At 73.5% G+C, this 25,866-nt stretch carries 25 protein-coding genes; 4 read left to right on the forward strand and 21 right to left on the reverse strand.

What is annotated here, in order from left to right; genetic code table 11:
• Positions 1–22 precede the first annotated feature (22 nt).
• The 5 genes from smc to ACZ58X_RS33655 all read right to left on the reverse strand — a co-directional run bounded on the left by smc (position 23) and on the right by ACZ58X_RS33655 (position 6,675).
• Positions 23–3,622 carry a chromosome segregation protein SMC gene (smc, locus tag ACZ58X_RS33635; RefSeq protein ID WP_470337368.1) on the reverse strand — a complete coding sequence of 1,200 codons (3,600 nt, stop codon included), beginning with the start codon at positions 3,620–3,622 and terminating at the stop codon, positions 23–25.
• A gap of 157 nt (positions 3,623–3,779) precedes the next feature.
• Positions 3,780–3,983: a hypothetical protein gene (locus ACZ58X_RS33640; protein ID WP_030243474.1), complete on the reverse strand. Its 204-nt coding sequence runs from the start codon at positions 3,981–3,983 to the stop codon at positions 3,780–3,782.
• 411 nt (positions 3,984–4,394) lie between these two features.
• Complete coding sequence (locus ACZ58X_RS33645) at positions 4,395–4,694, reverse strand: acylphosphatase (RefSeq protein WP_470337369.1); 300 nt, start codon at positions 4,692–4,694, stop codon at positions 4,395–4,397.
• 30 nt (positions 4,695–4,724) lie between these two features.
• Positions 4,725–5,219 (reverse strand): winged helix-turn-helix transcriptional regulator, encoded by a 495-nt coding sequence (locus ACZ58X_RS33650; RefSeq protein WP_470337370.1) that lies wholly within the window; start codon positions 5,217–5,219, stop codon positions 4,725–4,727.
• 109 nt (positions 5,220–5,328) lie between these two features.
• Positions 5,329–6,675: a hypothetical protein gene (locus ACZ58X_RS33655; protein WP_470337371.1), complete on the reverse strand. Its 1,347-nt coding sequence runs from the start codon at positions 6,673–6,675 to the stop codon at positions 5,329–5,331.
• 318 nt (positions 6,676–6,993) lie between these two features.
• On the opposite strand from ACZ58X_RS33655, the gene ACZ58X_RS33660 reads away from it, so the two are divergent.
• Positions 6,994–7,914 (forward strand): DMT family protein, encoded by a 921-nt coding sequence (locus ACZ58X_RS33660; protein ID WP_470337372.1) that lies wholly within the window; start codon positions 6,994–6,996, stop codon positions 7,912–7,914.
• 6 nt (positions 7,915–7,920) lie between these two features.
• Here ACZ58X_RS33660 and mutM read toward each other — a convergent pair whose 3' ends face one another.
• The 10 genes from mutM to ACZ58X_RS33710 all read right to left on the reverse strand — a co-directional run bounded on the left by mutM (position 7,921) and on the right by ACZ58X_RS33710 (position 17,899).
• Positions 7,921–8,796, reverse strand: coding sequence for a bifunctional DNA-formamidopyrimidine glycosylase/DNA-(apurinic or apyrimidinic site) lyase (gene mutM / locus ACZ58X_RS33665; RefSeq protein WP_470337373.1), 876 nt, complete (start codon positions 8,794–8,796; stop codon positions 7,921–7,923).
• Between the two features lie 54 nt (positions 8,797–8,850).
• Positions 8,851–9,639 (reverse strand): ribonuclease III, encoded by a 789-nt coding sequence (gene rnc, locus ACZ58X_RS33670; protein ID WP_350508254.1) that lies wholly within the window; start codon positions 9,637–9,639, stop codon positions 8,851–8,853.
• A 20-nt stretch (positions 9,640–9,659) separates the two neighbouring features.
• Complete coding sequence (gene rpmF / locus ACZ58X_RS33675; protein ID WP_030056747.1) at positions 9,660–9,833, reverse strand: 50S ribosomal protein L32; 174 nt, start codon at positions 9,831–9,833, stop codon at positions 9,660–9,662.
• Between the two features lie 2 nt (positions 9,834–9,835).
• A complete protein-coding gene (locus ACZ58X_RS33680) occupies positions 9,836–10,480 on the reverse strand; it encodes a YceD family protein (protein ID WP_470337374.1) in 645 nt (214 codons plus the stop codon).
• Positions 10,481–10,642: 162 nt separating this feature from the next.
• The gene (locus tag ACZ58X_RS33685; protein WP_470337375.1) at positions 10,643–11,884 is read right to left on the reverse strand and encodes an ATP synthase F0 subunit B; all 1,242 of its coding nucleotides are present in this window, start codon (positions 11,882–11,884) and stop codon (positions 10,643–10,645) included.
• A gap of 196 nt (positions 11,885–12,080) precedes the next feature.
• Positions 12,081–12,572, reverse strand: a complete 492-nt coding sequence (gene coaD, locus ACZ58X_RS33690) for a pantetheine-phosphate adenylyltransferase (protein ID WP_470337376.1) — start codon at positions 12,570–12,572, stop codon at positions 12,081–12,083.
• A gap of 49 nt (positions 12,573–12,621) precedes the next feature.
• Positions 12,622–13,206: a 16S rRNA (guanine(966)-N(2))-methyltransferase RsmD gene (rsmD, locus tag ACZ58X_RS33695; RefSeq protein ID WP_470337377.1), complete on the reverse strand. Its 585-nt coding sequence runs from the start codon at positions 13,204–13,206 to the stop codon at positions 12,622–12,624.
• Between the two features lie 134 nt (positions 13,207–13,340).
• Positions 13,341–13,874, reverse strand: a complete 534-nt coding sequence (locus ACZ58X_RS33700; RefSeq protein WP_470337378.1) for a hypothetical protein — start codon at positions 13,872–13,874, stop codon at positions 13,341–13,343.
• Positions 13,875–13,978: 104 nt separating this feature from the next.
• On the reverse strand, positions 13,979–16,210 hold the full coding sequence (gene recG, locus ACZ58X_RS33705) for an ATP-dependent DNA helicase RecG (protein WP_470337379.1): 2,232 nt from the start codon (positions 16,208–16,210) through the stop codon (positions 13,979–13,981).
• 57 nt (positions 16,211–16,267) lie between these two features.
• A complete protein-coding gene (locus ACZ58X_RS33710; protein ID WP_470337380.1) occupies positions 16,268–17,899 on the reverse strand; it encodes a DAK2 domain-containing protein in 1,632 nt (543 codons plus the stop codon).
• Positions 17,900–18,179: 280 nt separating this feature from the next.
• Between ACZ58X_RS33710 and rpmB the strand changes: the two genes are divergently transcribed.
• A complete protein-coding gene (gene rpmB, locus ACZ58X_RS33715; protein WP_014138233.1) occupies positions 18,180–18,365 on the forward strand; it encodes a 50S ribosomal protein L28 in 186 nt (61 codons plus the stop codon).
• A gap of 157 nt (positions 18,366–18,522) precedes the next feature.
• On the opposite strand, the gene thiD is transcribed toward rpmB, so the two are convergent.
• From thiD to ACZ58X_RS33730, 3 genes are all read right to left on the reverse strand, one after another.
• Entirely contained in the window at positions 18,523–19,320 is a 798-nt protein-coding gene (gene thiD / locus ACZ58X_RS33720; RefSeq protein WP_470337381.1) for a bifunctional hydroxymethylpyrimidine kinase/phosphomethylpyrimidine kinase, read from the reverse strand.
• A gap of 38 nt (positions 19,321–19,358) precedes the next feature.
• The gene (locus ACZ58X_RS33725; RefSeq protein ID WP_375891734.1) at positions 19,359–20,384 is read right to left on the reverse strand and encodes an ATP-dependent 6-phosphofructokinase; all 1,026 of its coding nucleotides are present in this window, start codon (positions 20,382–20,384) and stop codon (positions 19,359–19,361) included.
• A 167-nt stretch (positions 20,385–20,551) separates the two neighbouring features.
• Positions 20,552–21,517 carry a thiamine-phosphate kinase gene (locus ACZ58X_RS33730; RefSeq protein WP_470337382.1) on the reverse strand — a complete coding sequence of 322 codons (966 nt, stop codon included), beginning with the start codon at positions 21,515–21,517 and terminating at the stop codon, positions 20,552–20,554.
• 227 nt (positions 21,518–21,744) lie between these two features.
• On the opposite strand from ACZ58X_RS33730, the gene ACZ58X_RS33735 reads away from it, so the two are divergent.
• Together ACZ58X_RS33735 and ACZ58X_RS33740 are read left to right on the forward strand one after the other, a co-directional pair.
• Entirely contained in the window at positions 21,745–21,978 is a 234-nt protein-coding gene (locus ACZ58X_RS33735; RefSeq protein WP_402480984.1) for an Lrp/AsnC family transcriptional regulator, read from the forward strand.
• A gap of 19 nt (positions 21,979–21,997) precedes the next feature.
• Positions 21,998–22,519 carry a DUF3515 domain-containing protein gene (locus ACZ58X_RS33740; RefSeq protein ID WP_470337383.1) on the forward strand — a complete coding sequence of 174 codons (522 nt, stop codon included), beginning with the start codon at positions 21,998–22,000 and terminating at the stop codon, positions 22,517–22,519.
• Positions 22,520–22,579: 60 nt separating this feature from the next.
• Here the strand turns inward: ACZ58X_RS33740 and ACZ58X_RS33745 are convergent, their stop codons facing one another.
• The 3 genes from ACZ58X_RS33745 to ACZ58X_RS33755 all read right to left on the reverse strand — a co-directional run bounded on the left by ACZ58X_RS33745 (position 22,580) and on the right by ACZ58X_RS33755 (position 25,656).
• Positions 22,580–23,725, reverse strand: a complete 1,146-nt coding sequence (locus ACZ58X_RS33745) for a D-alanine--D-alanine ligase family protein (RefSeq protein ID WP_470337384.1) — start codon at positions 23,723–23,725, stop codon at positions 22,580–22,582.
• A gap of 99 nt (positions 23,726–23,824) precedes the next feature.
• Complete coding sequence (locus ACZ58X_RS33750; protein ID WP_470337395.1) at positions 23,825–24,808, reverse strand: NAD(P)H-dependent glycerol-3-phosphate dehydrogenase; 984 nt, start codon at positions 24,806–24,808, stop codon at positions 23,825–23,827.
• Between the two features lie 14 nt (positions 24,809–24,822).
• Positions 24,823–25,656, reverse strand: coding sequence for a lysophospholipid acyltransferase family protein (locus ACZ58X_RS33755; protein WP_470337385.1), 834 nt, complete (start codon positions 25,654–25,656; stop codon positions 24,823–24,825).
• Positions 25,657–25,866: the final 210 nt, after the last annotated feature.

Here is a 25,866-nt window from a genome sequence, read left to right on the forward strand (position 1 = left end):
GCCGTTCCGGACCGCAGCGCGGCTAGACCGTCACCGTACGGAGGCCTGCCGGCCGTCGTTCCCGTCGCCCCCGCTGCTCCTCGCGCAGCCGCTGGCTGATCACCTGGGAGATCCCGTCGCCCTTCATGGTCACGCCGTACAGGGCGTCGGCGGACTCCATGGTCAGCTTCTGGTGGGTGATCACGATCAGCTGGGAGCTCTCCCGGAGTTCCTCCATGATCCCGACCAGCCGGCGCAGGTTGGTCTCGTCCAGCGCCGCCTCCACCTCGTCCATCACGTAGAACGGGCTGGGCCGGGCCTTGAAGATCGCCACCAGCAGGGCCACCGCGGTCAGCGAGCGCTCGCCGCCGGACAGCAGCGACAGCCGCTTGACCTTCTTGCCGGGCGGACGGGCCTCCACCTCGACCCCGGTGGTGAGCATGTTGTCCGGGTCGGTCAGCACCAGCCGCCCCTCGCCACCCGGGAAGAGCCGGGCGAAGACGCCCTCGAACTGGGCGGCGGTGTCGTGGTACGCGGAGCTGAACAGCTGCTCGACCCGCTGGTCCACGTCCCGGACGATGTCCAGCAGGTCGCGCCGACCGCGCTTGAGGTCGTCCAGCTGCTCGCCGAGGAACGTGTGGCGTTCCTCCAGCGCGGCGAACTCCTCCAGCGCCAGCGGGTTGACCTTGCCCAGCTGCTGGTACGCCTTCTCGGCGGCCCGGAGCCGCTTCTCCTGCTCGGCCCGGACGTACGGGTACGGCTCCCCCGGCTCCTGCCCGTCCTCCGCCGCCGAGGGCGGTACGGGCCGGTCCGGCCCGTACGAGGCCAGCAGCTCGCCGCCGTCGATGCCGAACTCCTCCAGCGCGCGGGCCTCCAGCTGCTCGATCCGCAGCCGCTTCTCGGCCCGCAGCACCTCGTCCCGGTGCCCGGCGTCGACCAGCTTGTCCAGCTCCTCCTTGAGCCCGCGCCCGTGTTCGCGGTGCTCCCGGAGCTCGCGCTCCCGCTCGGCGAGCGCCTGTTCGACGGCCGCGCGCCCGGCATCCGCGCGGGCCAGCGAGACCTCCAGGCAGGCGAGCAGCTGCCGGGCGCCCGCCGCGACGGCGTTCGCCACCCGGGCGTCGTGCTCGGCGCGCCGGCGGCGCTCGGCGGCCCGGGCGCGCGCCTCGCGCTCGGCGCGGGCGGCCCGGTCCAGCTGGTCGGCCCGGCCGGCCAGGGCGCGGACCCGCTCCTCGTGGGTGCGCACCGAGAGCCGGGCCTCCAGTTCGGCCTGCCGGGCGGCGGAGGCGGCCTCGGTGAGCCGCTGCTGCTCGGCCCGGTCCGGCTCGTCCTCCCCCGCGTCCGCCGACTCCTCGGCGACGGCCAGCCGTTCGGCCAGCTCCTCGGCGGTGGCGAGCAGTTCGGCCAGGCCCTGGTCGGCCCGCGCGGCGGCGGCCGAGAGCCGTTCGGCCTCCCCGGCGGCGGCCCGGGCCTGCCCGCCGAGCCGGCCGAGCGAGCCCGCCACCCGGGCCCGCTCCTGCTCGGCCTGCCGGCGCAGCTCGCCGAGCCGCTCCAGTTCGGCGGCCGACTCCCCTCGCTGTTCGGTGAGTTCGGCCAGCCGCCCGGCCGATTCGGCGCAGCGCAGGTCGAGTTCCGCGATCGCCCGGGCGGCCCGGTCCACCGCCGCCCGGGTCTCCAGCTCGCTGGGCGCGCCGGCCGAGCCGCCCTGGGCGAAGCCGGCGCCCAGCCGGTCGCCCTCGGCGGTGACGGCGGACAGTTCGGGGCGTTCGGCGACCAGCCGCAGCGCCCGGTCCAGGTCGGCGACCACAGCCACCCCGGCCAGCCGGTTGCGCACGGCGGCGATCAACTCGGCCGGGCCACTGACCAGTTCGGCGGCCCAGCGGGCCCCTTCGGGCAACTCGCCCTCGGCCCGCGGCAGTTCCGCCGCCCCGGCGACCAACAGCGCGGCCCGCCCGGCGTCCTGGGCGCGCAGCAGCCGCAGCGCCCCGGCGGCGGCGCCGGGCGAGTCGACCGCGACCGCGTCGGCGGCCGCCCCGAGCGCCGCGGCGAGCGGCACCTCGAAGCCGGGTTCGATCCGCAGCAGCGCGGCGGCCGGGCCGAGCACACCGCCCAGTCGCTCCCCCGCGTCCAGCAGCGCGCCGGTGCCGTCCTTGCGGCGCAGCCCGAGCGAGAGCGCCTCGTGCCGCGCGGTCAGCGCGGCCCGCTCGCGTTCGGCGGCCCCGGCCGCGTCCCGGGCCGCCGCCAGCTCCCGTTCGACCTCGGCCAGCCGGGCCCGGGCCCGCTGGTAGCCGTCCTCGGCCCGGCCGTCCTCGACGGCCGAACCGTCCACCTGCTGCTGGAGCTCGTCCAGTTCGCCCTGGGCGGCCCCGGCGCGCAGCAGGGCCTCGTCCCTGGCCTCGGCGAGCCGGCCGAGCTCGGCCTGCGCCGAACCGGCCCGGGAGCGGGCGGCGGCGGCCTGTCCCTGGAGCCGGGCCAGGCCCTCCCGGCGGTCGGCGATGGCCCGGGCGGCGTCCCGCAGCCGGCGTTCCTCGTCCGCCAGTGCGCGTTCCAGTCCGCCCTTGTGCTCGACCGCCTCGGCCAGCGCGTACTGGGCCTCCTCCAGCGCCTCGGCGAGCGCGGCCTCCTCCTCGCGGACCCGCTCGGCCTCCCGTTCCAGCTCCTCCGGGTCCCGGCCGCGCCGTTCCTCGGCCGTGCCCCCGGCGACGGCGTGCCGGGCCCGGGCCTCGGCCAGCCCGATCGTGCCGCGGGTGCGCTCGGCGAGCGCGGAGAGCCGGTACCAGGTCTGCCGGGCGGCCTCCAGGCCCGGCCCGAGCTGCTGGACCTGCGCCTCCAGCACGCGTTCGCGCTGCACCGCGCGGGCCAGTTCCTGTTCGACGGTGGTCCGGCGCAGCCGCAGGGCGAGTTCGTCGGCGACCTCGGCCTCGACGGCCCGGCGCAGGGCCAGCAGGTCGTCGGCGAGCAGCCGCAGCCGGGCGTCGCGCAGATCCGCCTGGATGCCGGCGGCCCGGCGGGCGACCCTGGCCTGCTTGCCGAGCGGGCCGAGCTGGCGGCGCAGTTCGGCGACCAGGTCCTGGACCCGGTTGAGGTTGGCCTGCATCGCGTCCAGCTTCCGCAGCGCCTTCTCCTTGCGCTTGCGGTGCTTGAGGACGCCGGCCGCCTCCTCGATGAAGGCGCGCCGGCCCATCGGGTCGGCGTGCAGGACGGAGTCGAGCTGGCCCTGCCCGACGATGACGTGCATCTCGCGGCCGATGCCGGAGTCGGAGAGCAGCTCCTGGATGTCCAGCAGGCGGCAGGTCTCGCCGTTGAGCGCGTACTCGCTGCCGCCGTTACGGAACATGGTCCGGGTGATCGTCACCTCGGAGTAGTCGATCGGCAGGGCGCCGTCGGCGTTGTCGATGGTGAGGCTGACCTCGGCGCGGCCCAGCGGGGCTCGGCCGCTGGTCCCGGCGAAGATGACGTCCTCCATCTTGCCGCCGCGCAGCGACTTGGCGCCCTGCTCGCCCATCACCCAGGACAGCGCGTCCACCACGTTGGACTTGCCGGAGCCGTTCGGGCCGACCACGCAGGTGATGCCCGGTTCGAAGCGCAGGGTCGTGCTGGAGGCGAAGGACTTGAACCCGCGCAGCGTCAGACTCTTCAGGTGCACGCGGCCGGTCCCCTCATTCGCTCACGACGGGAACCGACTGTATCCGGAGTCCGACACGACGAAGGGACGCCACATCCGGGCGTCCCTTGCAAAGCTGCGTCCCTTTCGGGGCGGCTCAGTGCACAGCGGCGTCGATCTGGGAGGACCGGGGCGGGGCTCAGGTGAGAGCCGGCTCCCGCTGGTCCAGATCGATGCTGTTGAGCAGCGAGTGCTCGTCAGCGACAGCGGTGAGCGCGTCGTTCTCAGCCTGCATCCGAAGGAGCTCGGACTCCAGATCCTGGACGCGCTGCTGAAGCCGTCGCATCTCGGAGAGCATTCGCGGGTCGGGGCCGCCGACGTACCCGAGAAGCGCCTTTGCCATGATGAATGGTCCTCCACGCTGAGTGACCGAACCGGAACGGTACAGGTCTAGGGGGAAGGGGGACGCACGCGCGGCGCGCACCGGAAGTGCTGGCTGGGCACTACGGCACAACCACCGTGAGCTGGGCTCACGAGAGCATGCGCCTACCGGGGAACGCGATCGTGTGCGCGGGCTTCAAGCGTCTCACCAAAGACGGAAAGGGTCAACACGATCACCGCACGCTACCGCGCCCCTGTCACCTGCCCGGCGGTGTCGTCACGCCTGGGGGTCTCGGGCCCGGGTCCACCACGTGCTCGTGGATCATCGTTCGATGCGGAGTCAACCACGAGTCTGCCCGAATGGCAACCGTATGACACCGACGGTTGCGGATCATTTCCGGGACGCGACGGCGGCGCCCTGCGGGGAGGCGGCTCAGCGGATCTCGAAACCCTCGTAACCTGCGCCGACGGCGGTCCAGATCTCCGTCACCCCGCTCACCGCGCCGGGCGTGTCGGGGCCGCGCAGCAGGGTCAGCAGCTGCTCGCAGTCGGCGGCCAGCCCCTCGGCCACCACCTGCACCCGGCCGTCGCCGAGGTTGCTCGCGTAGCCGGTCAGGCCGATCTCCAGCGCCCGCGCCCTGGTCCACCAGCGGAACCCGACCTGCTGGACCTTCCCCCGGACCCAGGCGGTCACCCGGACCGGTTCATCACTGTGGGCATCGCGACCGTGCATGCCCCCGACCCTAACGGGCCCCGGGGCAGGTCACAGCTCCACCGGGCCCTCGACCGACCAGCCCGGGGCGTGCACCTCGGCGTGCAGTTCGCCGCGGTGGGCCTCCCGGCCGCAGGTGCGGCAGACCCAGGCCGGGTCGAAGGGGTGCGGCTCGTGGTCCGCCGGGGCGTGGGCGAAGGTCACCGGGGACTCCGGCAGCAGCCAGCGGTCACCCCAGGTGCGCAGGGCGTGGGCGAGCGGGGCGAGGTCCCGGCCGGCCTCGGTGAGGTGGTACTCGTAGCGCGGCGGCCGCTCGCTGTACGGGCGGCGCTCGACCACCCCGGCCTCCTCCAGAGCCCGCAGCCGCGCGGTCAGCCGGTCGCGCGGGGCGCCGGTGTTGCGGGCGATCCGGTCGAAGCGGTGGTTGCCGTAGAACAGCTCGCGCACCGCCAGCAGCGCCCACTTCTCACCGACCACCTGGAGCGCCGCGGCCATCGAGCAGGGCCGGCCGGGCACGGCGGCGGGGGCGGTGGTGTCGGAGGTCACAGCGCCAGCCTGCCACAGCGGGTTCCGTTCTCAAACCCGCCCGGTACGGCGAACGGCCCCGCCGGTCGGAACCGGCGGGGCCGTTCGGGATCGCGGACGGATCAGCGGGTCACCAGTCCCCGCCGCCACCGCCGCCGAAGTCGCCGCCACCGCCCCAGTCGCCGCCGCTGAAGTCGGAGGCGTTGAAGTCGGCGCCGGTGAAGTCGCCGCCCTCGTACTGGTCCTGGTAGCCGCCGTGGCCGCCCTCCATCATCGGGGCCGCCGCGTAGGCCGGGCCGCTCATCATCGAACCGAGCATGGTGCCGACCAGCAGGCCGCCCAGCAGGCTGCCGCCGCCGAAGCCGCTGTAGTAGCCGCCCGCGTACGGGGCGTAGGCCGGGCCGGCGTTCCAGTACGGCTGCGGGCCGTGCTCGGTGTCGACGGTGCGCACCGCCGGGTCGAGGCCGGCCGCGACGCGGTCCGCGTCGGCCTGGCAGACCGGGACGGCACGGGCGGAGCCGCCGGCCGGGGCCCAGTCGACGTCCTTGACGGACGGGCCGTGCCGCGGGTCCATGAAGCACGGGGGGCGCCGCTCGGGCAGCGGGCGCTTCTCGCGCCGGGCGGCCAGGGTGGCCAGCTGGAACCGGCCGTCCTCGATCGTCTCGGTGACCTGCTTGACGTCCTCGGGCTTCTTCGCCTCCTCCATCAGCCGCTTGGACTTCTCGTACGAGTCCAGGGCGTGGCTGTAGTCGGTGCGCTGGGCGTCGTCGGCGTCGGCGGCGCGCGGGTTGAAGTCGAGCCGCTCCAGCTCGACGCCGAAGGCGGTGATGTCCTCGTCCACGACGCGGCGCAGCTGCTCCAGCTCGGCCCGGGCCTGCTCCTCCTTGCGCTTCTTGGCGCGACGGAAGAGGAGGAAGACGCCGGCGCCGGCCAGCACCAGCAGCACGACCGGGATGACCACCCAGGCGATCGAGGTGCTGTGGTTGACCCCGCTGCCCTTGGTCTGCGGGGCGGCCTGGTCGACGAAGTCGTTCAGGGTGGCGTTGATGTCGCCCTTGTCGGCACGGTGGACGGCGCCCGCGATCCGGCTCGCCGCGCCGGCGCTCATCGCGCCGCGGTCCGCGTAGGCCAGGAAGTCGTCGTTCCCGTGCCAGACGGCGTAGACGCCGTCGATGCCCACCAGGGTGCGCAGGTCGGTGCCGATGGTGGCCTTGTTGGCCGCCTCGGGGACGACCGCGACGAAGATCGGCTTGTCGGCCTTCTCGATCTTCTTGGTCAGGGCGTCCGCCTGGGCCTGGGTGAAGCGGTCCTGCATCGCCGGGGCGACGTAGACCTGGCCCTTCTTGAGGGTGGCCGCGGCGTCGCTCAGACCACCGGCGGCCGAGGCCGCCGGGGCGAACATGAGCAGCAGCCCGAGCAGCGCCGCCACCAGGGCAAGTGGCCCGGCGCCCCGGGAACGTCGTGCAAGGGTTCTCATAACCCCCGACGCTACCGTGACCAGCGGCGGAGCACGCCATACCCTTCGCATACTGGTTGTGACAGGATTCCCCGCCGTCCGCCGGGTCGGCTCCCCTTCTCGCGGATGACATTTCCCCCAGTCGACCCCGAGACGGGTGGGGCGCGGGAACCACACGAGGCGGCCGGACGTACGTCCCGACGGGCCCGGGGGCGCCGCGGGGGCCGCTCCGGCGCGGTTCGCGGGGGCGTCCCGACCGTACCGCGCGACGGGGCAGACTGTTCCCGGACCGCTGGTCCCATTACTTCTTCTTGACCCAACTCCCGATCGGAGCGCTCGGTGATCATCGGCCTCGTCACGGCCGTGGCGGCATCCGCCTGCTACGGCACCGGCTCGGTCCTCCAGGCCGTCGGATCCCGCCGCTCGGCCCGGGAGGAGGCGGCCAAGGGCGCCGCCGGCTCGACCACCGAGCACGGCGGCCCGAGCCTGTCCTCCACCGCCAAGGCCGCCGTGACCTGGGAGTTCATCACCGGCACGGTGCTCGACCTGATCGGCTTCGGGCTCGGGGCGCTGGCCGCGCGGCTGCTGCCATTGTTCCTCTCCCAGACCATCATCAGCGCCAACCTGGTGATCACCGCGGTGCTCAGCATCAAGCTGCTGGGCATCCGGCTCAAGCAGCTGGAGTGGGCCTCGATCGGCGTGCTCTGCTCGGCCCTGGTGCTGCTGGCGGTCTCGGCCGGTCCGGAGGGCGGCCACCACGCGTCGATGGCCTTCCACTGGGGGCTGCTGATCATCACCACCGTGCTGCTGGCCGGCGGCAGCGTGCTGGTGCGCCGGATGGGCTCCAAGGGAGCGATCGTCGCCGGTCTGCTCTCCGGCCTGGGCTTCGGCGCGCTGGGCGTCGGGGTCCGCATCCTGAACGGCGTGGAGCCCTTCGACCTGGTCCGGCTGATCTCCGACCCGGCGCTCTACGCGGTCCTGGTCGGCGGCCTCGGCGGCATGTACGTGCACACCGTGGCGCTGCAGATCGGCTCGGTGAACGGCGCCACCGCCGCCCTGGTGGTCGGTGAGACGGTGCTGCCGGGCGCGGTCGGCGTGCTCTGGCTCGGCGACTCCTCCAAGGCCGGCCTGGGCTGGCTCGGGGTGGCCGGCTTCCTGCTCGCGGTGGTCTCCGCGGTCGGTGTCGCCTACTTCGGCCAGGACACCCACGGCAGCTCCGGCGGAACGCCCGCCGACCATCCGGAACTCGCCCACAAGTAAAGGGTGTCAGCCCCCGCCGCTGGTCCGCGGCACGCGCTGGCAGCGGGGGCAGAAGTAGCTGGACCGGTTCATCCAGGCGGCCCGCCGGATCGCGCTGCCGCAGCGGCGGCAGGGCTCGTCCTCGCGGCCGTAGGCGTCGAGGTCCCGGGAGAAGTAGCCGCTCTCGCCGTTCACGTTGACGTACAGGCTGTCGAAGCTGGTGCCGCCCACGGCCAGCGCGGCCGTCATCACGGCCCGGGCGTTGGCCAGCAGCAGCTCGGACTGCGGGCGGGTGAGGGTCGCGGTCGGCCGGTCGTAGTGCAGCTTGGAGCGCCACAGCGCCTCGTCGGCGTAGATGTTGCCGACACCGCTGACCAGGGTCTGGTCGAGCAGGGCGCGCTTGACGGTGGTGCGCTTGGCGCGCAGCGCGGCGACGAAGGCCGCGTCGTCGAAGCGGGGGTCGAGCGGGTCGCGGGCGATGTGCGCGATGGAGAGCGGGGTGCCCTCGGCGTCCTCCTCGGCCTCCTCGACGGCCAGGCCGCCGAAGGTCCGCTGGTCGACGAAGCGCAGCTCGCGCCCGCCGTCGGCGAAGCGCAGCCGGACCCGCAGGTGGGTCTCGTCCGGCACCGCCGGGTCCTGGACGAGGAGTTGGCCGCTCATCCCGAGGTGGCCGATCAGCGAGGACCCGGCGCCCGGGCCGCCCAGCGGCACCCAGAGGTACTTGCCGCGGCGCTGCGCGGCGCCGAGGACGGTGCCGGTCAGCCGGTCCGCGAAGTCGGCCGCGCCGCCCGGCTGGCGGCGGACCGCGCGCGGGTGCAGCACCTGGACGTCGGCGACGGTGCGCCCGGCGACCCAGTTCGCCAGACCTCGGCGGACGACCTCGACCTCGGGGAGTTCGGGCACGGGAACAGGCCTCCTGCGTACGACGATCCGGCAGGAGGAAAGGCTACTCGGCGATCAGGCCCCGGCGGGAAGCCGGTCGGCGTACTTCTCCTTGATCGCGCGCCAGGCGCTCTCGGCGGCCTTCTGCTCGGCTTCCTTCTTCGAGCGGCCGACGCCGCTGCCGAAGTCCTCGCCGGCCACCCGGGCCGCCGCGGTGAAGGTCTTCTCGTGGTCCGGACCGGACTCCATGACCACGTACTCGGGCACGCCGATGCCCACCGAGGCGGTGAGCTCCTGGAGGCTGGTCTTCCAGTCCAGGCCCGCGCCCAGCTGAGAGGACTCCTCGATCAGCGGGTCGAACAGGCGGTGGACGAACTCGGTCGCCGCGTCCAGGCCCTGGTCCAGGTAGACGGCCCCGATCACGGCCTCGACGGTGTCGGCGAGGATCGACGACTTGTCGCGGCCGCCGGTCCCCTCCTCGCCCTTGCCGAGGCGGATGAAGGTGCCGAGTTCCAGGCCCCGGCCGACGTCCGCGAGCGCGCGGGAGTTGACCACCGCGGCGCGCAGCTTGGCGAGCGTGCCCTCCGGGACGTCCGGGTGGACGCGGTAGAGGGTGTCCGTCACCACCAGGCCCAGCACCGAGTCGCCGAGGAACTCCAGGCGCTCGTTGGTGGGCAGACCCCCGTTCTCGTACGCGTACGAGCGGTGGGTCAGGGCGCGTACCAGAAGGGCGCGCTCGAGCGTGTACCCGAGGCGCCCTTCCAGGACGTCGTATTCGGTCGAAGCCGGCCCACCGGCCTTGCCGCTGCCCGAAGAACCCTTCGAGGCAGAGGACGCCTTGCGGGTGGAGTTACCGTCCGACATCGATCCGTGCACCCCGCCGATCAGACCGAGAGGACCTGGCGGCGGTTGTACGTGCCGCAGCTGGGGCACGCGATGTGGCCGAGCTTCGGCTCGTGGCAGCGGTCGCACGCCACGAGAGCCGGAACAACGGCCTTCCAGTTGGACCGACGGTGGCGCGTGTTGCTGCGCGACATCTTCCGCTTCGGAACAGCCACGGCTACTTCTCCTGGTTCTCGGCGGCACCCTCACGGGTGTCGCTGTTCTTGATCCCGTCACCCTCGTCGCCGGGGGCGGCGGAGAGTCCCTGCAGAGCCGCCCACCGGGGGTCGGCGGCGTCGTGGTGGTGCGCCGGGTCGTCGCTCAGGCGCGCTCCGCACTCGGAGCACAGGCCCAGGCAGTCTTCCTGGCACACCGGCTGCAGCGGCAGTGCGAGCACCACCGCGTCACGCAGCACCGGCTGGAGGTCGAACAGGTCGCCCTCCAGGCGGTAAGTCTCTTCTTCCGAGTCCTCGTCGAGGTCCTCGGTCCCGGTGGTCCGGGCGCGGTGACGCTCCTCGGACTCCGGGTAGTAGAACAGCTCCTGGAAGTCCACGTCGATGTCGAAGTCGACGGGCTCCAGGCACCGGACGCACTCGCCCTCGACGTGGGCGTCGGCGGTGCCGGTGACCAGCACGCCCTCGACCACGGACTCCAGGCGGAGCTCCAGCTCGATCGGGCTCTTCTCCGGGACGCCGATCACGTCGATGATCCCGAAGCCCTCGGGGGCCTCCAGGGTCCGGCTCACCTTGCGCATCGAGCCCGGGCGACGGCCGAGCTCGTGCGTGTCGAACACGAGGGGGTCGCGGTGGTCGAGGCGGTTCAAGGTGTCCTGACTTCCATAGGGATCAACGCTGTGTTCCCCATCACGCGCCGGCGTTGCGAGGGCAAGCCGACAGCCGGACATGGGGATGCCGGAGTGGTCAGACTACCGGAGTCTCCCGCCAGGCCCAACTTCGGTCCCGTCGGGAGGCTCCGGGGCGGCCGCTCAGCGGCCGCCGAGCTCCCTCAGCCTGGTCATGTCGATCATGCTGGTGTCGAAGAAGCTGGTCTCGTCCAGGTTCTGCTGCTGTTGCTGGTGCGGCACGGCCGGGGGCAGCGCGGGCTGCTGCGGGTAGGCGTAGCCGTCGTACGGCTGGGCCGCGTAGCCGTCCTGCTGCTGCGGATAGCCGTAGGCGTCCTGCTGCTGGCCCTGGTGCGGCTGGCCCTCGTAGTGGGGCTGCTGCTGCTGCGGGTAGCCGCCCTGCTGGTGGCCCCACTGGGTGTTGTACGGGTCGCCCTGGCCGGCCGGGTCGAAGCCGCCCCCGTACACCTCGGCGTACTGCCCGGCCTGCTGCTGGCCGGTCTGGTGCTGCTGGTGCTGGTGCTGGTGTTGGTGCTGGTCGCCCTGGTGCTGGGCGACCGCCGCGTACTGGTCGGCGCCGGGGGCCGGCCAGCCCGCCGCGGCCGGGGTCTGTTCCGGCCAGGTCTGCTGCTGGGGGACGTCCTCGCGGTACCAGGCGAGCTCGGCGCCGTCGGCGTCCTCGGCGAAGCCGGCGGCCACCGCCTCGGCACGCTCCTTGGCCTGCTGGGCCTCGTCGGCGGCGGCCAGGTAGGCGCCCAGGTCGTCGATCGGCTTCTTGCCGAGCAGCTTGTCCCGGCCCTTGCCGACCGCCTCCAGGGTCGCGCTGAGCACGTTCTCCAGCGTGGCGAGCTTCACGTCGACGTACTCGTCGACCTCGGGGCTCGGGCTGTGCCGCTGCGGCTGGAACTCCTCGCCGTCGTTCTCGGCCTCGGCCTCGAAGCCGGCGTCGCCGCGCAGCTTGGTCCGGCCGCGGCCGACCGCGCCGAGCGTCTTGGTCAGCACGACCTCGAAGTTGGCGAGCTTGCTGTCCACGTAGTCGTCGGCCTCGGCACGCTGGGTCTCGACGTCGGCGCGGGCCTCGGCCAGGATCCGGTCGGCCTCGGCCTGGGCCCGGCGGACCACCTCGGTGTCGGAGATCAGCGAACCGCGCTCGGAGTGCGCGCCCTGGATGATCCGGTCCGCCTCGGCCTGGGCCTCGGCCACCACCTGCTCGTGGTCGGCCATCACCGACTGGGCCTGGGCGAGTTCGGCGGGCATGGCCGCCTTGAGGTCGTTGAGCAGGCCGATCAGCTCGGCCCGGTTCACCACGCAGGAGGCCGACATCGGCATCGAGCGGGCGTTCTCGACCGCCGCCACGATCTCGTCGACCTTGTTCTGCACGTCCACGGGGCTTCGTCTTTCCGTGTGCCGCCGACGGTCCGGCGGAGGCAGGCCCGGCGCGGTGGACCTCACCGCAGGGCAGGACTACAGACTGTACGGCCCCCGTGCGGCGAGCTCACAACGCCTGCGCCGAACCGGCCGCCATCGCCCCGGGCAAGCCATGACGAACCGGCAGAAAAGGACCCGCGCCCGCCGTCCGGCCCTACTGCTCGGCCTTACGCTCCGCGATCCGCTCCACCAGCCGGCGGTGCACCGTCTCCGGCAGCAGGTGCGAGACGTCGCCGCCGTACGAGGCGACCTCCTTGACCAGCGTCGAGGAGAGGAAGCTGTACGTCGGCGAGGTCGGCACGAAGAGCGTCTCCACGCCGGTCAGGCCGTGGTTCATCTGGGCCATCTGCAGCTCGTAGTCGAAGTCGCTGACCGCCCGCAGGCCCTTGATGATCGCCGGGATGTCGCGCTCCCGGCAGTAGTCCACCAGCAGGCCGTGGTGCGACTCGACCACGACGTTCCCGAACGGGACGGTGACCTCCTCGATCAGGCCGATCCGCTCCTCGACGGTGAACATGCCCTGCTTGTTGCGGTTGATCAGGACCGCGACATGCACCACGTCGTACAGCTTGGAGGCCCGCTCGATGATCTCCAGGTGGCCCTTGTGGATCGGGTCGAACGAACCGGGGCAGACGGCTCGGCGCATGGCGTGTGTGCTCCCTCGTGGGGTGACGGCTGCTGCGGGCCGCGGCCCGCTACTCCTGATCGCTGGCCTCGGCGGCGGCGCGACCGTACCAGAGCGTGCCCTCGCCGTAGCGGCGGGAGCGCAGCACCTCGAAGCCCTCGGGCCAGCCGAACTCGCCGCCGCGGGTGCTGCGCTCCACGGTGACGAGTGCGTCCTCCGCGAGCCAGCCCCCAGCCGACAGTGTGATCAGCATCTCGCGCACCTCGTCGTCCGTCACCACGTACGGCGGGTCGAGGAACACCAGGTCGTACGGGGCCTGCGGGGGCGGCCCGGCGATCACCTTCTCCGCCCTGGCCGCCCGGACCTCGGCGCCCGGCAGGCCGATCGTGCGGACGTTCTCCCGGATCACCCGGGCCGCCTGGGCGTCCGCCTCGACCAGCAGGACGTGCTCGGCGCCGCGCGAGAGCGCCTCCAGGCCGACCGCGCCCGATCCGCCGAACAGGTCCAGCATCCGAGCCCCGTGCAGGGTGCCGCGGAACGCCTCCAGGGTGGAGAACATCGCCTCGCGGGCCTTGTCGGAGGTCGGGCGGGTGCCCCGGCCGGGCGGTACGGCCAGTCGGCGGCCGCCGGCCGCCCCGGCGATCACGCGGGTCATGGTGGTGGAAGGTCCTTTCGTCGCTGCCCGACCACGCTATCCCGCCCCGGCGGCGAGCGAACAAGCACCGGCGAGCGGGCGGGTCACCGCCGGGGCCCCGCCGACGGGTCGGCGGGGCCCCGGCAGGACACTCGCTAGCTCGCCTCGGAGCCCGCCCCCTGGCTCGGGACCGCCGCGCCGAGCAGCGCCGGCGAGGCGTAGCGGGACCAGGACAGGCAGCCGTCGGGCGGGCAGAACTCGGGGCGGCGCGGGTCGTGCCCGAGCTCGCGCAGCTTGGTCCGGACGGAGTCGGGCGTGCGGCCGAAGCGGGCGGCGATCCGGGCGACGGTCTCGCCCTCGTGGAAGCGCCGGACCAGCTCCTCCTCGTGCTGCGGCACCCACGGGGCGCCGTGGCCGGGGTACAGCTCGCGCAGCACGTCGCGGTCGGGGATGGGTTCGGCGACGTCCGCGACGATCGCCAGCGCCCGCAGCGCGCGGTTGAGCGCGATCCGCAGCGAGGCGACGTCCTCGACCGGCAGGCGGAGCTTGCCCGAGGCGAGCGGCGCGGCGGCCGCCCCCTCGCGCCAGCCGGTCAGGGTGAGGGTGACCTCGCGGTCGTCGTCGCTGGCGAGTTCGATCCGGAAGACCTTGTCGCCCAGCGGGAGCTCGTTGAGATGACGGAATGCCATGGCAGGACCCCCAAGTGTCGTGCCAGGAACGCACCTTGGGGGTGCGCCCTGAACAACTACATTCTCTCCCGGGGGTCTGACAGTCGGGCGGCGCCGGAGCCCGCTCAGCCCTTCTCCATGTAGGCCGCGCGGTCCTCGTCGAGCAGGCTCTCCAGCGCGGTGCGCAGCTCCGGGTGGGCGGCCAGCTCCGGGTCCTCGGCGACCAGCCGGGTGGCCTCGGTCCGGGCGGTCAGGATGACCTCCTCGTCCTCCAGCACCGACAGCACCTTGAGCGAGGACTTCACCCCGGACTGGGCCTGGCCCAGCACGTCGCCCTCGCGGCGCTGTTCGAGGTCGATCCGGGAGAGCTCGAAGCCGTCCAGGGTGCCGGCCACCGCGTCCAGCCGGGCCCGGGCCGCGCTGCCGCCGGGCATCTCGCTGACCAGCAGGCACAGGCCCGCCGCGCTGCCCCGGCCGACCCGGCCACGCAGCTGGTGGAGCTGGGAGACGCCGAAGCGGTCGGCGTCCATGATGACCATCACCGTGGAGTTGGGGACGTTGACGCCGACCTCGATGACCGTGGTGGCGACCAGCACGTCCACCTCCCCAGCGGCGAACCGGCGCATCACGTCGTCCTTGGCGTCGGGGGCGAGCCGGCCGTGCAGGATCTCCACCCGCAGTCCGGCCAGCGGGCCCTTCACCAGCTTCTCGGCGGTCTCCACCACCGAGAGCGGGGGCCGCCGTTCGTCGCTCCCGGCACCGGCGTCGGCGTCTCCGACCTCCTCGAAGTCCTCCTCCGCCGCCTTGCGCTTCTTCTTGGCGGCCTTCGGGTCGGCGGCCGGCTCCTCGTCGCCGATCCGGGGGCAGACCACGTACGCCTGGTGGCCCTTGCCGACCTCCTCGCGGACCCGCTCCCAGGCCCGGGTGAGGAAGTTGGGCTTCTCCAGCGCGGGGACGACGTGGGTGGAGATCGGCGAGCGGCCGGCCGGGAGCTGGTCCAGGACGGAGGTCTCCAAGTCCCCGAAGACGGTCATCGCGACGGTGCGCGGGATCGGGGTGGCGGTCATCACCAGCAGGTGCGGCGGCTGCTGCCCCTTGGCGCGCAGCGCGTCCCGCTGCTCGACGCCGAAGCGGTGCTGCTCGTCCACCACGACCAGGCCGAGGTCCTGGAACCCGACCTTGTCCTCGATCAGCGCGTGGGTGCCGATGGCGAGCCCCGCGTCCCCGCAGACCATGTCCAGCAGCGCCTGGCGGCGGGCGGCGGTGCCCATCGAGCCGGTCAGCAGCACCACCCGGGTGGCGTGCTCCGAGCCGCCGAGCATCCCGCCCTCGGCGAGGTCGCCCATCATCTCGACGATCGAGCGGTGGTGCTGCTGGGCCAGCACCTCGGTGGGCGCGAGCAGCACGGCCTGCCCGCCGGCGTCCACCACGGCGAGCATGGCGCGCAGCGCCACCAGGGTCTTGCCGGAGCCGACCTCGCCCTGGAGCAGCCGGTGCATCGGGTGCTCGGTGGCCAGGTCGGCGGCGATCTCGGCGGACACCTTCCGCTGGCCCTCGGTGAGGGTGAACGGCAGCCGGGCGTCGAAGGCGTCCAGCAGGCCGCCGGCCCGGGCCACCCGCGGCTTGGCCGGCAGCGCGGAGTCGGCGGCCCGGCGCTGGGCGAGGGCGACCTGGAGGACGAAGGCCTCGTCCCAGCGCAGCCGGCTCTGGGCGCGCTCACGGTCGGCCTGGCTGCGCGGGCGGTGGATCAGCTCCAGCGCCTCGGGCAGCGGGATCAGGTCGTGGCGCTCGCGCAGTTCGACGGGCAGCGGTTCGCCGACGTCGCCGAGGTGCTTGGTGAGCGCGGTCTCGATGCAGATGGACAGCTTCCAGCTGGGCATCTGGGCGCTGGCGCCGTACACCGGGATGAGCCGGCCGGCGAACTGCTTCGCCGCGTCCGAGCCCGCCTCCTCGTCGAGCAGCTGGTAGTCGGGCGAGACCAGCTGGCGACTGCGGTTGAAGACCCCGACCTTGCCCGCGAACAGGCCCTGGGCGCCGGCCTTGAGCTCCTTCTGCCGCCAGCCCTGGTTGAAGAACACCAGCGAGAGCCGGCTGCGGCCGTCGGTGACGACCACCTCCAGCCGGTCCCCCTTGCGGCCGCGGAACGGGATCAGGGTGACCTTCTCGATCCGGGCCAGCACGGTGACGTGCTCGTCGACCTCCAGCTCGTCCAGGCTGGTGAGCTGGCCGCGCTCGACGTAGCGGCGGGGATAGTGGTGCAGCAGGTCCCCGACCGTGCGCAGCTTGAGACTGTCGGCGAGCACCTTCGCGGTGCGGTCGCCGACGAGCTTGGTCAGTGGTTCATCGAGAGCGCCCATCAGGCCCTTGTTTACACCAAGGCACCGACGAACCGGGCAACCGACGAACCGCTGCCGCTACTCCACCCCGATGAGCAGCGGCGTGAACTCCTGGCCGCCGTGGAAGACCACCGAGTCCACCTCCGGCCGCTGCTGGCGGACGTGCGCCACCAGCCGGTCGGCGAGCGCCCGGTCGGCGCCCTCGCCGAGGATCAGGGTGACGAGTTCGCCGCCCGCGCCGAGCATCCGGTCGAGCACGCTCTCGCCGACCTCGGCCAGTCCGGCGCCGATCACCGCGACGTCCCCGTCGATCAGGCCGAGCACGTCACCGGCCTGGCAGACCCCGGCCATGGTCCAGGACTCCCCCTCGGCGACGGCGAGTTCGGCGTACCGGGTGGCCCCGGCGGCGGAGGTCATCGCGACCACGTCCTCGTCGAAGCGGCGCCCGCCCTCGTGCACCGCGAGCGCGGCCAGGCCCTGCACCGGCGAGCGGGTGGGCAGCACGGCGATCCGCACGCCCTCCTCGCGCAGCTGGTCGGCGGCGGCCCCGGCGGCGGCGCGCAGTTCGGGGTCGTTGAGCAGCAGCACCACCTCGCGGGCGGCCGAGCCGCGGACGGCGTCGGCGAGTTCGGCGCTGGCCGGAGGGTGGTCCGGGTCGGCGTGCAGGACGACGGCGCCGGCCTGCTCGCAGAGTTCGGCCAGGCCGTCGCCGGACACCACCGAGAGCACCGCGCGGGTCCGTTCCTCGCGCTCGCCGCGCTCGGCCGCGCTGCCGGCCCGGGCGGCGGCCTCGGCGAAGTGGGTGATCCGGATCTGGTGCGGGCGCCCGGCCTCGACCCCGGCCTCGACGGCGGCGCCCGCGTCGTCCACGTGGACGTGCACGTTCCACAGGCCGTCGCCGCCGCCGATCACCAGCGAGTCGCCGAGCCCGCCGAGCCGCTCGCGCAGCGCGGGCAGCGCCTCGTCCTCGGCGTCCAGCAGGTAGATGACCTCGAAGGCGGGGTGCCCGGGGCCGGGCGGCCGGACGTGCGCCGGGCAGCTCTCCACCGCCCGGACGTCCCCGCGCAGCGCGACCGGTCCCATCGGCTGCTGCCCGGCGACGGCGTCGGCGAGTGCGCCGAGGACGGCCACCAGGCCGCGCCCGCCGGCGTCCACCACCCCGTTCTCGGCCAGCACGGCGAGCTGCTCGGGGGTGTGCCGCAGGGCGTCCCGGGCGGCCCGGTAGGCGGTGTCGGCTACCTGGGCGAGCCCGTCCCCGGCCCGCACCGCCTCGCGGGCGGCGACCCGGGCGACGGTGAGCAGGGTGCCCTCGACGGGCTCCGCGACGGCCTGGTAGGCGGAGTCGGCGGCGCGCAGCAGGGCGGCCCGCAGCTGTTCGGCGCCGCCGCCCTCGGCCAGCGTCTCGGCGGTGCCGCGCAGCCACTGGGCGAGGATCACCCCGGAGTTGCCGCGGGCGCCGATCAGCGCGCCGCGGGCCATCGCGCGGACGGCGTCGGCCAGTCCGGGCGCCGGTCCGGCCGCGGGGTCGGCGAAGCGGCTCTCCACCTCGGCGGCGGCGGACTCGACGGTCAGGTAGAGGTTGGTGCCGGTGTCGCCGTCCGGGACGGGGTACACGTTGAGCGCGTCGATCTCCTCGCGGGCCTGGCCGAGCGCCCGCAGCGCGAGCTGGCACCAGGTGCGCACGGCCGGGGCATCGAGCGTGTGCAGCACCAGGTCTCCTCCGGGACGGGCCGCCGGACCGGCCGGGGGCCGCGGCGAGGGGTGATACCGGCAGGTTATCGGGGCTGAGGGAGGGCCGCCGGGGCCCCCGACCGGAGCGATCACCCGGCCGGTCATGGTAGTTTCGTGGGACGGAAGCAAGCGTTGTATGCTCTTCCGGTTGCCTGGAACCGTCCAGGCTCACCCCCTTGTCCGGTCCGGTGCACGCGAGTGTTCTGGTGGGTGAGTGGGTTTTCGAAAGTATCTGATCTGAAGTCTTGGAGTGACTCCTGTGGCTGCCAACTGCGACGTCTGCGGCAAGGGGCCGGGCTTCGGCAACAGCATCTCCCACTCTCACCGCCGCACCCCCCGTCGTTGGAACCCCAACATTCAGACGGTGCGCGCTGTGATTGGGCGTACGCCGAAGCGGCTCAACGTCTGCACCTCGTGCATCAAGGCCGGTAAGGTCTCGCGCTGACGCGCAGACCGGCATGCCGGTCCTCCAGTGAGTCGGTTCATCCCCGGATGGACCGGCTTCGCTGTTTCCGGGACCGGTCAGGCTTTCCGGACGCACACGTGACGGGCGGTCCCCCTCGGGGGTCCGCCCGTCGCCGCGTTCCGGCCGGGGCCTCGGCTCAGCGCCAGCGCCAGGCGTGGTCGACCGGGCCGATCCCGGCGCCCAGTGCGAAGCCCCCGGCGATCGCGCCGGTGACGTACTCCTTGGCCGAGCCCACCGCCTCGGGCACCGACTCCCCCTTGGCCAGGCCGGCCGCGATCGAGCTGGCCAGGGTGCAGCCGGTGCCGTGGGTGTGCCGGTTGTCGTAGCGCGGCGCGCGGAACCAGTGCACCTCACCGGGCCCGCCGTACAGCAGGTCGGCCGCCTCACCGGCCAGGTGGCCGCCCTTGACCAGCACCCAGCGCGGGCCGAGGTCCAGCAGCGCCTCGGCGGCGGCCCGCATCTGCGACTCGTCCTCGACGGTCCGGCCGGTGAGCTGGGTCACCTCGTGCAGGTTGGGGGTGACCACGGTGGCGACCGGCAGCAGCCGCTCGCGGACGGTGGCGACCGCCTCGGCGGCCAGCAGCGCGTCCCCGTGCTTGGAGACGCCGACCGGGTCGACCACCACCGGGGCGTCCACCCCGGCGAGCAGCTCCGAGACGGTCTCGACCAGGTCGATCGAGGCGAGCATGCCGGTCTTCACCGCCTGCACCCCGATGTCGTCCACCACGCTGCGGAACTGCGCCCGGACGGCTTCGGCGGGCAGTTCCCAGTAGCCCTGGACGCCGAGCGAGTTCTGCGCGGTGACGGCGGTGATCACGCTCATGCCGTGGACGCCGAGGGCGAGCATCGCCTTGAGGTCGGCCTGGATGCCGGCGCCGCCGCCGGAGTCGGAACCGGCGACGGTGAGGACGCGGGGAGGTGCGGTCGAATCCATGGACCCCAACCTACCCGCGCGCGTCCGGGGCACCGCGGTCAGAGCACCGCCTCCGATTCCGCCCAGCGGTCCTCCGGCACCGTCTTCAACCTGGTCACCGCGTCGCCGATCGGCAGCAGCTCGATGCCGGTCCGGCGCAGCGCGGTGAAGTGCCCGAACGCCCCCCGGTGGACGGCCTCCACCGCGTGCCAGCCGAAGCGGGTGGCGAGCACCCGGTCCCGGGCGGTCGGGGTGCCGCCGCGCTGGGTGTGGCCCAGAATGACCGGGCGGGCCTCCTTGCCGAGCAGGTTCTCCAGCTCGTGGGCGAGCCGGTTGCCGATCCCGCCGAAGGTCCGGTGGCCGTACTGGTCGACCTCGCCGTGGTCGAAGCGCATGGTGCCGGGCGTCGGGGCGGCGCCCTCGGCGACGGCGATGATGGCGAACTTCTTGCCGCGGGCGAAGCGGTCCTCGACCATCCGGGCCACCGCCTCGATGTCGAAGGGCTTCTCCGGGATGAGGATGCCGTGGGCGCCGCCGGCCATGCCCGCGGTGAGGGTGATCCAGCCGGTGTGCCGGCCCATCAACTCCACCACCATGACGCGCTGGTGGGACTCCGCGGTGGTCTTGAGCCGGTCGATCGCCTCGGTCGCCACGTGCACCGCTGTGTCGAAGCCGAAGGTGACGTCGGTGGCGTCGATGTCGTTGTCGATGGTCTTGGGCACCCCGACCACCGGCAGTCCGGCGTCGCTGAACAGCTTGGCGGCGGTCAGCGTCCCCTCGCCGCCGATCGCGACCAGCGCGTCGATGCCGATGTCCCGGGCCAGCGTCTTGGCGTTCTCCACCGCCCAGGCGATCCGCTCGCGCTGCACCCGGGCCGAGCCGAGGATGGTGCCGCCGAGGGTGAGCAGACCGGTGACGTCGTCGTGCGAGACCGGCCGGGTGCGGCCCTCGATCAACCCGAGGAAGCCGTCCTCGATGCCCACGATCTCGTCGCCGTGCACGTCCGTGCCCCGGTGCACCACCGAGCGGATCACCGCGTTGAGGCCGGGGCAGTCGCCGCCGCTGGTCAGGACACCGATGCGCATGTGTGGTGTGCTCCCGCTCGCCGTGGTTCGGCCCGGCCGCAGCCGACAGCGGGCGGGCTCGGATGGCGCAAGCCTACGCACAACGCATCCTCGAAGCCCGTCCGCCGCACGCCCGGAGCGTCACGCGCCGTACCGGCGTCCACACCCCGTCGGCCGTACTCCGTAGCTCACTCGGCGAAGTGGTCCCAGCCGCCGACCCGGTCCCAGGGCGCGCCGTCGACCGTCACCCGGCCGCTGCGCGAACCCCGCGGGCGGCCGGTCACCTCGCCCACCACCCGCCAGCGGGACGGGAGTTGGACCCCGCGCGGGAAGGTCGCCACGATCGCGTGGTCCTCGCCACCGGACAGCACCCAGACCAGCGGGTCCACCCCGACCGCCTGGCCGATGTCGGCCATCTGCGCCGGGACGTCGAAGTCGGCGGCCCTGAGGTCGATGTCCACCTCGCTGGCCCGGGCCACGTGGCCGAGGTCGGCGACCAGTCCGTCGCTCACGTCGATCATCGAGGTGGCGCCCAACTCGGCGGCGGCCGGGCCCGCGTGGTAGGGCGGCTCGGGACGGCGGTGCGCCTCGACGAAGGCGCGCGGGGAGCGGAAGCCGCGTTGCAGCACCGTCAGTCCGGCCGCCGACCAGCCCAGCCAGCCGCACACCGCGATCACGTCGCCGACCTGGGCGCCGGAGCGCGTCACCGCCGCGCGCCCCTGGAGGTCGCCGAGCGCCGTGATCGCCAGCATGACGGTGTCACCGCGCACCACGTCGCCGCCGACCACCGTCGCCCCGGCGACCTGGCACTCGTCGCGCAGCCCGTCCATCAGCTCGGTCGCCCAGGTGGTCGGCAGGTCGGCGGGGGTGACCAGCCCGAGCAGTATCGCGGTCGGCACCGCGCCCATCGCGGCCACGTCGGCGAGGTTCTGGGCGGCGGCCTTGCGGCCCACGTCGTAGGCGGTGGACCAGTCGCGGCGGAAGTGCCGGTTCTCGATCAGGACGTCCGTGGTGGCCACCACCCGGCCGTCCGGGGCCTTCACCACCGCGGCGTCGTCCCCGGGGCCGAGGTCGACCGCGTCGGTGAGCGGTACCCGGGCGGTCAGCTCCCTGATGAGACCGAACTCGCCGAGCTCGCCCACGGTCCCCTGCATCTGCCGTCCTCTCGCCTTTCCTCCCCGGACGGCACCGCCGTCCGGGATACGGTCCCCGTCGCTCCCCCCGCGCGCAGCGTACGCCCTCCGGGGGCACCGAAGTCTCCCCTCCCCGGCCCGCTGCGCGGTAGCGTGGTGATCAGCCTGCCGGTGCGCCCGCACCCACCCTGCACCAGCCCGGGCGGTCCCGGCGGCGATCCCCCCAACCGGCCGCCGGGAGGTCACCCGTGGTACAGGCATACATCCTGATCCAGACCGAAGTAGGAAAGGCCACCGCAGTGGCCGAGACCATCGCCAAGATCCCCGGTGTGCTCACCGCCGAGGACGTCACCGGCCCGTACGACGTCATCGTCAAGGCCGAGGCCGAGACGGTCGACGACCTGGGCCGCATGGTGGTCGCCAAGGTCCAGAAGGTGGAGGGCATCACCCGCACCCTCACCTGTCCGGTGGTGCACCTCTGACCCCGGCTACCATCGGCGGGTGGCCAGAGAACTCCGCATCCCCAGGGCGCTGACCGCGCTTCCCGCACCGGTCCGCTGGCTGGCCGCGCCCGTCGCGCTGACCTGCACCGTGGTGGTGCTCATCGGCAGTTGGAGTTCGGCCGACGACCCCGCGGTGGAGGTCCCGCGGCCGAGCGGGAAGGCCGCGGACTACTGCCGGGCGCTGAACGCCGCGCTGCCCCGGGAGTTGCTCGGCCGGGACCGCCGGGACCCGTCCCCGGCCTCCCCGTACGTGGCGGCCTGGGGCGACTCGCCCCGGGTGGTGCTGCGGTGCGGTGTCGACCGGCCGGACGAGCTGGACGGCGAGCACGCCAAGGACTGGTCGCCGACCGTCGACGACGTCACCTGGTGGTCGCAGCAGCTCGCCGACGGCGGCCACCGCTTCGTGACGACCATGCGGGCCGCCTACGTCGAGGTGACCGTCCCGGCCGGGGCCGCGCAGAACCCCTTCGACCCGGCGGCCGCCCTGACCCCCGCGGTGAAGGCCAACGTCCCGGGCTGAGCCCGCGCACGGGGGCGGGCCGGGAGCTCCCGGCCCGCCCCTGTCGCGCGTACCGGCCCGCTAGCGCAGCCCGGTCGAGCGGCGCAGCGCGGTCTGCAGCAGCCGGTCGATCAGCTCCGCGTACGAGACTCCGCTGGCCTCCCACATCTTGGGGTAGGCGGAGATCGGGGTGAAGCCCGGCATGGTGTTGATCTCGTTGATCATCCAGCTGCCGTCCTCCAGCAGGAAGAAGTCGACCCGGGCCAGCCCCTCGCAGCCGAAGGCCTCGAACGCGGCCACCGCCTGGCGCCGGATCTCCGCGACCTCCTCGGCGGTCAGCTCGGCCGGGATCCGCACCTCGGAGGAGTCGATGTACTTGGCCTCGAAGTCGTAGAAGTCGAAGCCCTCGCCGACCAGCACCTCGGCCGGGACGCTGGCCCGCGGGCCGTCCTCGAACTCCAGCACCCCGCACTCGATCTCGCGGCCGGAGACCCCCGCCTCGATGATCAGCTTCGGGTCGTGCCGGCGGGCCTCCTCGATCGCGGCGTCCAGCTCGGCCAGGTCCTTGACCTTGGTGATGCCGATGCTGGAGCCGGCCCGGCAGGGCTTCACGAACACCGGCAGGCCCAGCTCGGCGACCCGCTCGCGCACCGCGGCGCGGCCCTGCTCGGTCTCCCAGTCGCGCGGCCGCACGATCGTGTAGTGGCCGACGCCCAGGCCGTGCGAGGCCAGGATCCGCTTGGCGAACTCCTTGTCCATGCCGGCCGCGCTGGCCAGCACGCCGTTGCCGACGTACGGGACGCCGGAGAGCTCCAGCAGGCCCTGGAGGGTGCCGTCCTCGCCCCACGGGCCGTGCAGCAGCGGGAACACCACGTCGACCTCGCCGAGGGCCTTGGGGGCGCTCCCCGGCTCGCTCAGCAGCACCTCCCGGCTGCCCGGCGAGACCGGCAGCGCGACCTGCCCGTCGACGGCCTCGGCGACGTGGGCCACGTCCGGCAGCCGGCCGTCGGTGATGGCCATCCGGGCCGGCTCGTCGCTGGTCAGCGCCCAGCGGCCCTCGTGGGTGATGCCGATCGGCAGCACGTCGTACTTGTCACGGTCGATCGCCCGGAGGACGCTGCCCGCGGTGGAGACCGAGATCGCGTGCTCGGAGCTGCGGCCGCCGAAGACCAGCGCGACGCGCGGCTTGGGGGCGGACGGGTCCGGGGTGGTCTGTTCGATGCTCATATCGGGTTTGAGACTACCGTGCGAGGTGTTTCCGGGAAGTCAACGCCGGCCCGGAGAGTCCGTGCCCCGCCCCGGGTGCCGGGCCCGACGGGCCCGGCCTCAGCGCCGCTCCGCCTTGGCCGAGCGGGACATCAGCACCTGCAGCGCCTCCTGGGTGGGCCGCCCGTTGTGCACCACGTCCACCACGGCCTCGACGATCGGCATGTCGACCCCGCTGCGCCGGGCCAGGTCCAGCACCGACTCGCAGGACTTGACGCCCTCCGCGGTCTGCCGGGTGGCCGCGATGGTCTCGGCCAGCGACATGCCCCGGCCCAGGTTCATCCCGAAGGTGTTGTTGCGCGACAGCGGCGAGGAACAGGTGGCGACCAGGTCACCCATCCCGGCCAGCCCCGCGAAGGTGTGCGGGTCGGCGCCCAGCACCTCGCCGAGCCGGGTGGTCTCGGCCAGTCCGCGGGTGATCAGGGTGGCCTTGGTGTTGTCGCCGAGCCCCATGCCGGCCGCCATGCCGACGGCCAGGCCGATCACGTTCTTGACGGCGCCGCCGAGCTCGCAGCCGATCACGTCGGTGTTGGTGTACGGCCGGAAGTACGGCGTGTGGCAGGCCGCCTGGAGCCGCTTGGCGACCGCCTCGTCGGTGCAGGCGACCACGCTGGCGGCGGGCTGCCGGTTGGCGATCTCCTTGGCCAGGTTGGGCCCGCTGACCACCGCGACCCGCCCCGGGCCGACCTTGGTGACCTCGTCGATCACCTCGCTCATCCGCTTGGCGGTGCCGAGTTCGATGCCCTTCATCAGGCTGACCAGCACGGTCTGCGGCTCGATCAGCGGCGCCCAGGCGGCCAGGTTGTCGCGCAGCGTCTGGGAGGGCACCACCAGCACCGCGAAGTCCGCGCCGGCCAGCGCCTCGGCGGCGTCGGTGGTGGCCCGGACGGTGTCGGGCAGCCGGACGCCCGGCAGGTAGTCCGGGTTCTCGTGGGTGGTGTTGACGGCGTCCACCAGCTCCTGGCGGCGGGCCCACAGCACGACCTCGCAGCCGGCGTCGGCCAGCACCATCGCGAACGCGGTGCCCCAGGAGCCCGTCCCCATCACGGCGCAGCGGGTCACCGGCCCGTCCCCTCATCGTCGTTGCCGGTCCTGCTGCCCTTGGCGCGGCGGCGTTCGGCCAGCGCGGCGGCGGCCCGTTCGCGGGCGGCCCTGCGCATGTCGTAGCGCTCGGCCGGCGGCTCCTGGCCGCGGATCCCGGCCAGCACCTCGGTGATCGCCGCCATGATGTCCTCGGTGGCGTCGTTGAGCACCTGGGCGGTGAGCTCCATGCCCTGGTACTTGCTCAGGTCCACCGCGGGCCCGGCGGCCACGGTCACCCGGTGCCGCGGGAACAGGTTGAACCTGCCCTTGCCGTAACCGGCCCGGCCGTACGGCGGGATGATCTCGTGGGCGCCCCAGTGCGCGACCGGGATGACCGGCGCGCCGGTCATCAGCGCGACCCGGGCGACCCCGTTCTTCCCGGTCATCGGCCACAGGTCCGGATCCCGGGTGAGCGTTCCCTCCGGGTAGAACTGCACGCACTGGCCGCTGTTGACGGCGTCGATCGCGGCCCGGAAGGCCTGCGCCGCGTCGGTGGACTCGCGGAACACCGGGATCTGGCCGGTCTTGCGCAGCATGAACCCGATGAAGGGGATCGAGAACAGCGAGGACTTGCCGAGGATCCGCGGCGGACGCCCGCTGTTGTACTGCCAGTGCGCGTAGATCACCGGGTCGATGATCGAGTTGTGGTTCACCGCGGCGATGAAGCCGCCCTTCTCGGGAACGTGCTCCCAGCCCCGCCAGTCGGGCTTCACCAGCGCGGTCGTCACCGGCTTCACCAGCACGGCCGCGAAGCGGTACCAGATGCCGTAGTCGGCGTTGCCGAACTTGGCGTACGAGCGGCGGGCCACCCCAGCTCCTTCTCATCCGATGCGGCACGTGGGGTGCCGCGGTCATAGCCTCCCGGTGCCGCGCACCGCTGCGACCGGGGCCCGGCGCACGGGCGCGGAACAGTGTCGCCCGCCTGCTCACCGACTGTCGAGCGGCCGCGCCAACCCGCCGGGCAGGCGTGATCAAACGCACGTCCGCACAGCTCGGACGGCCTGGCGAGGGCTCCGGGA

It is taken from the genome of Kitasatospora sp. NPDC040550, from assembly GCF_055594965.1.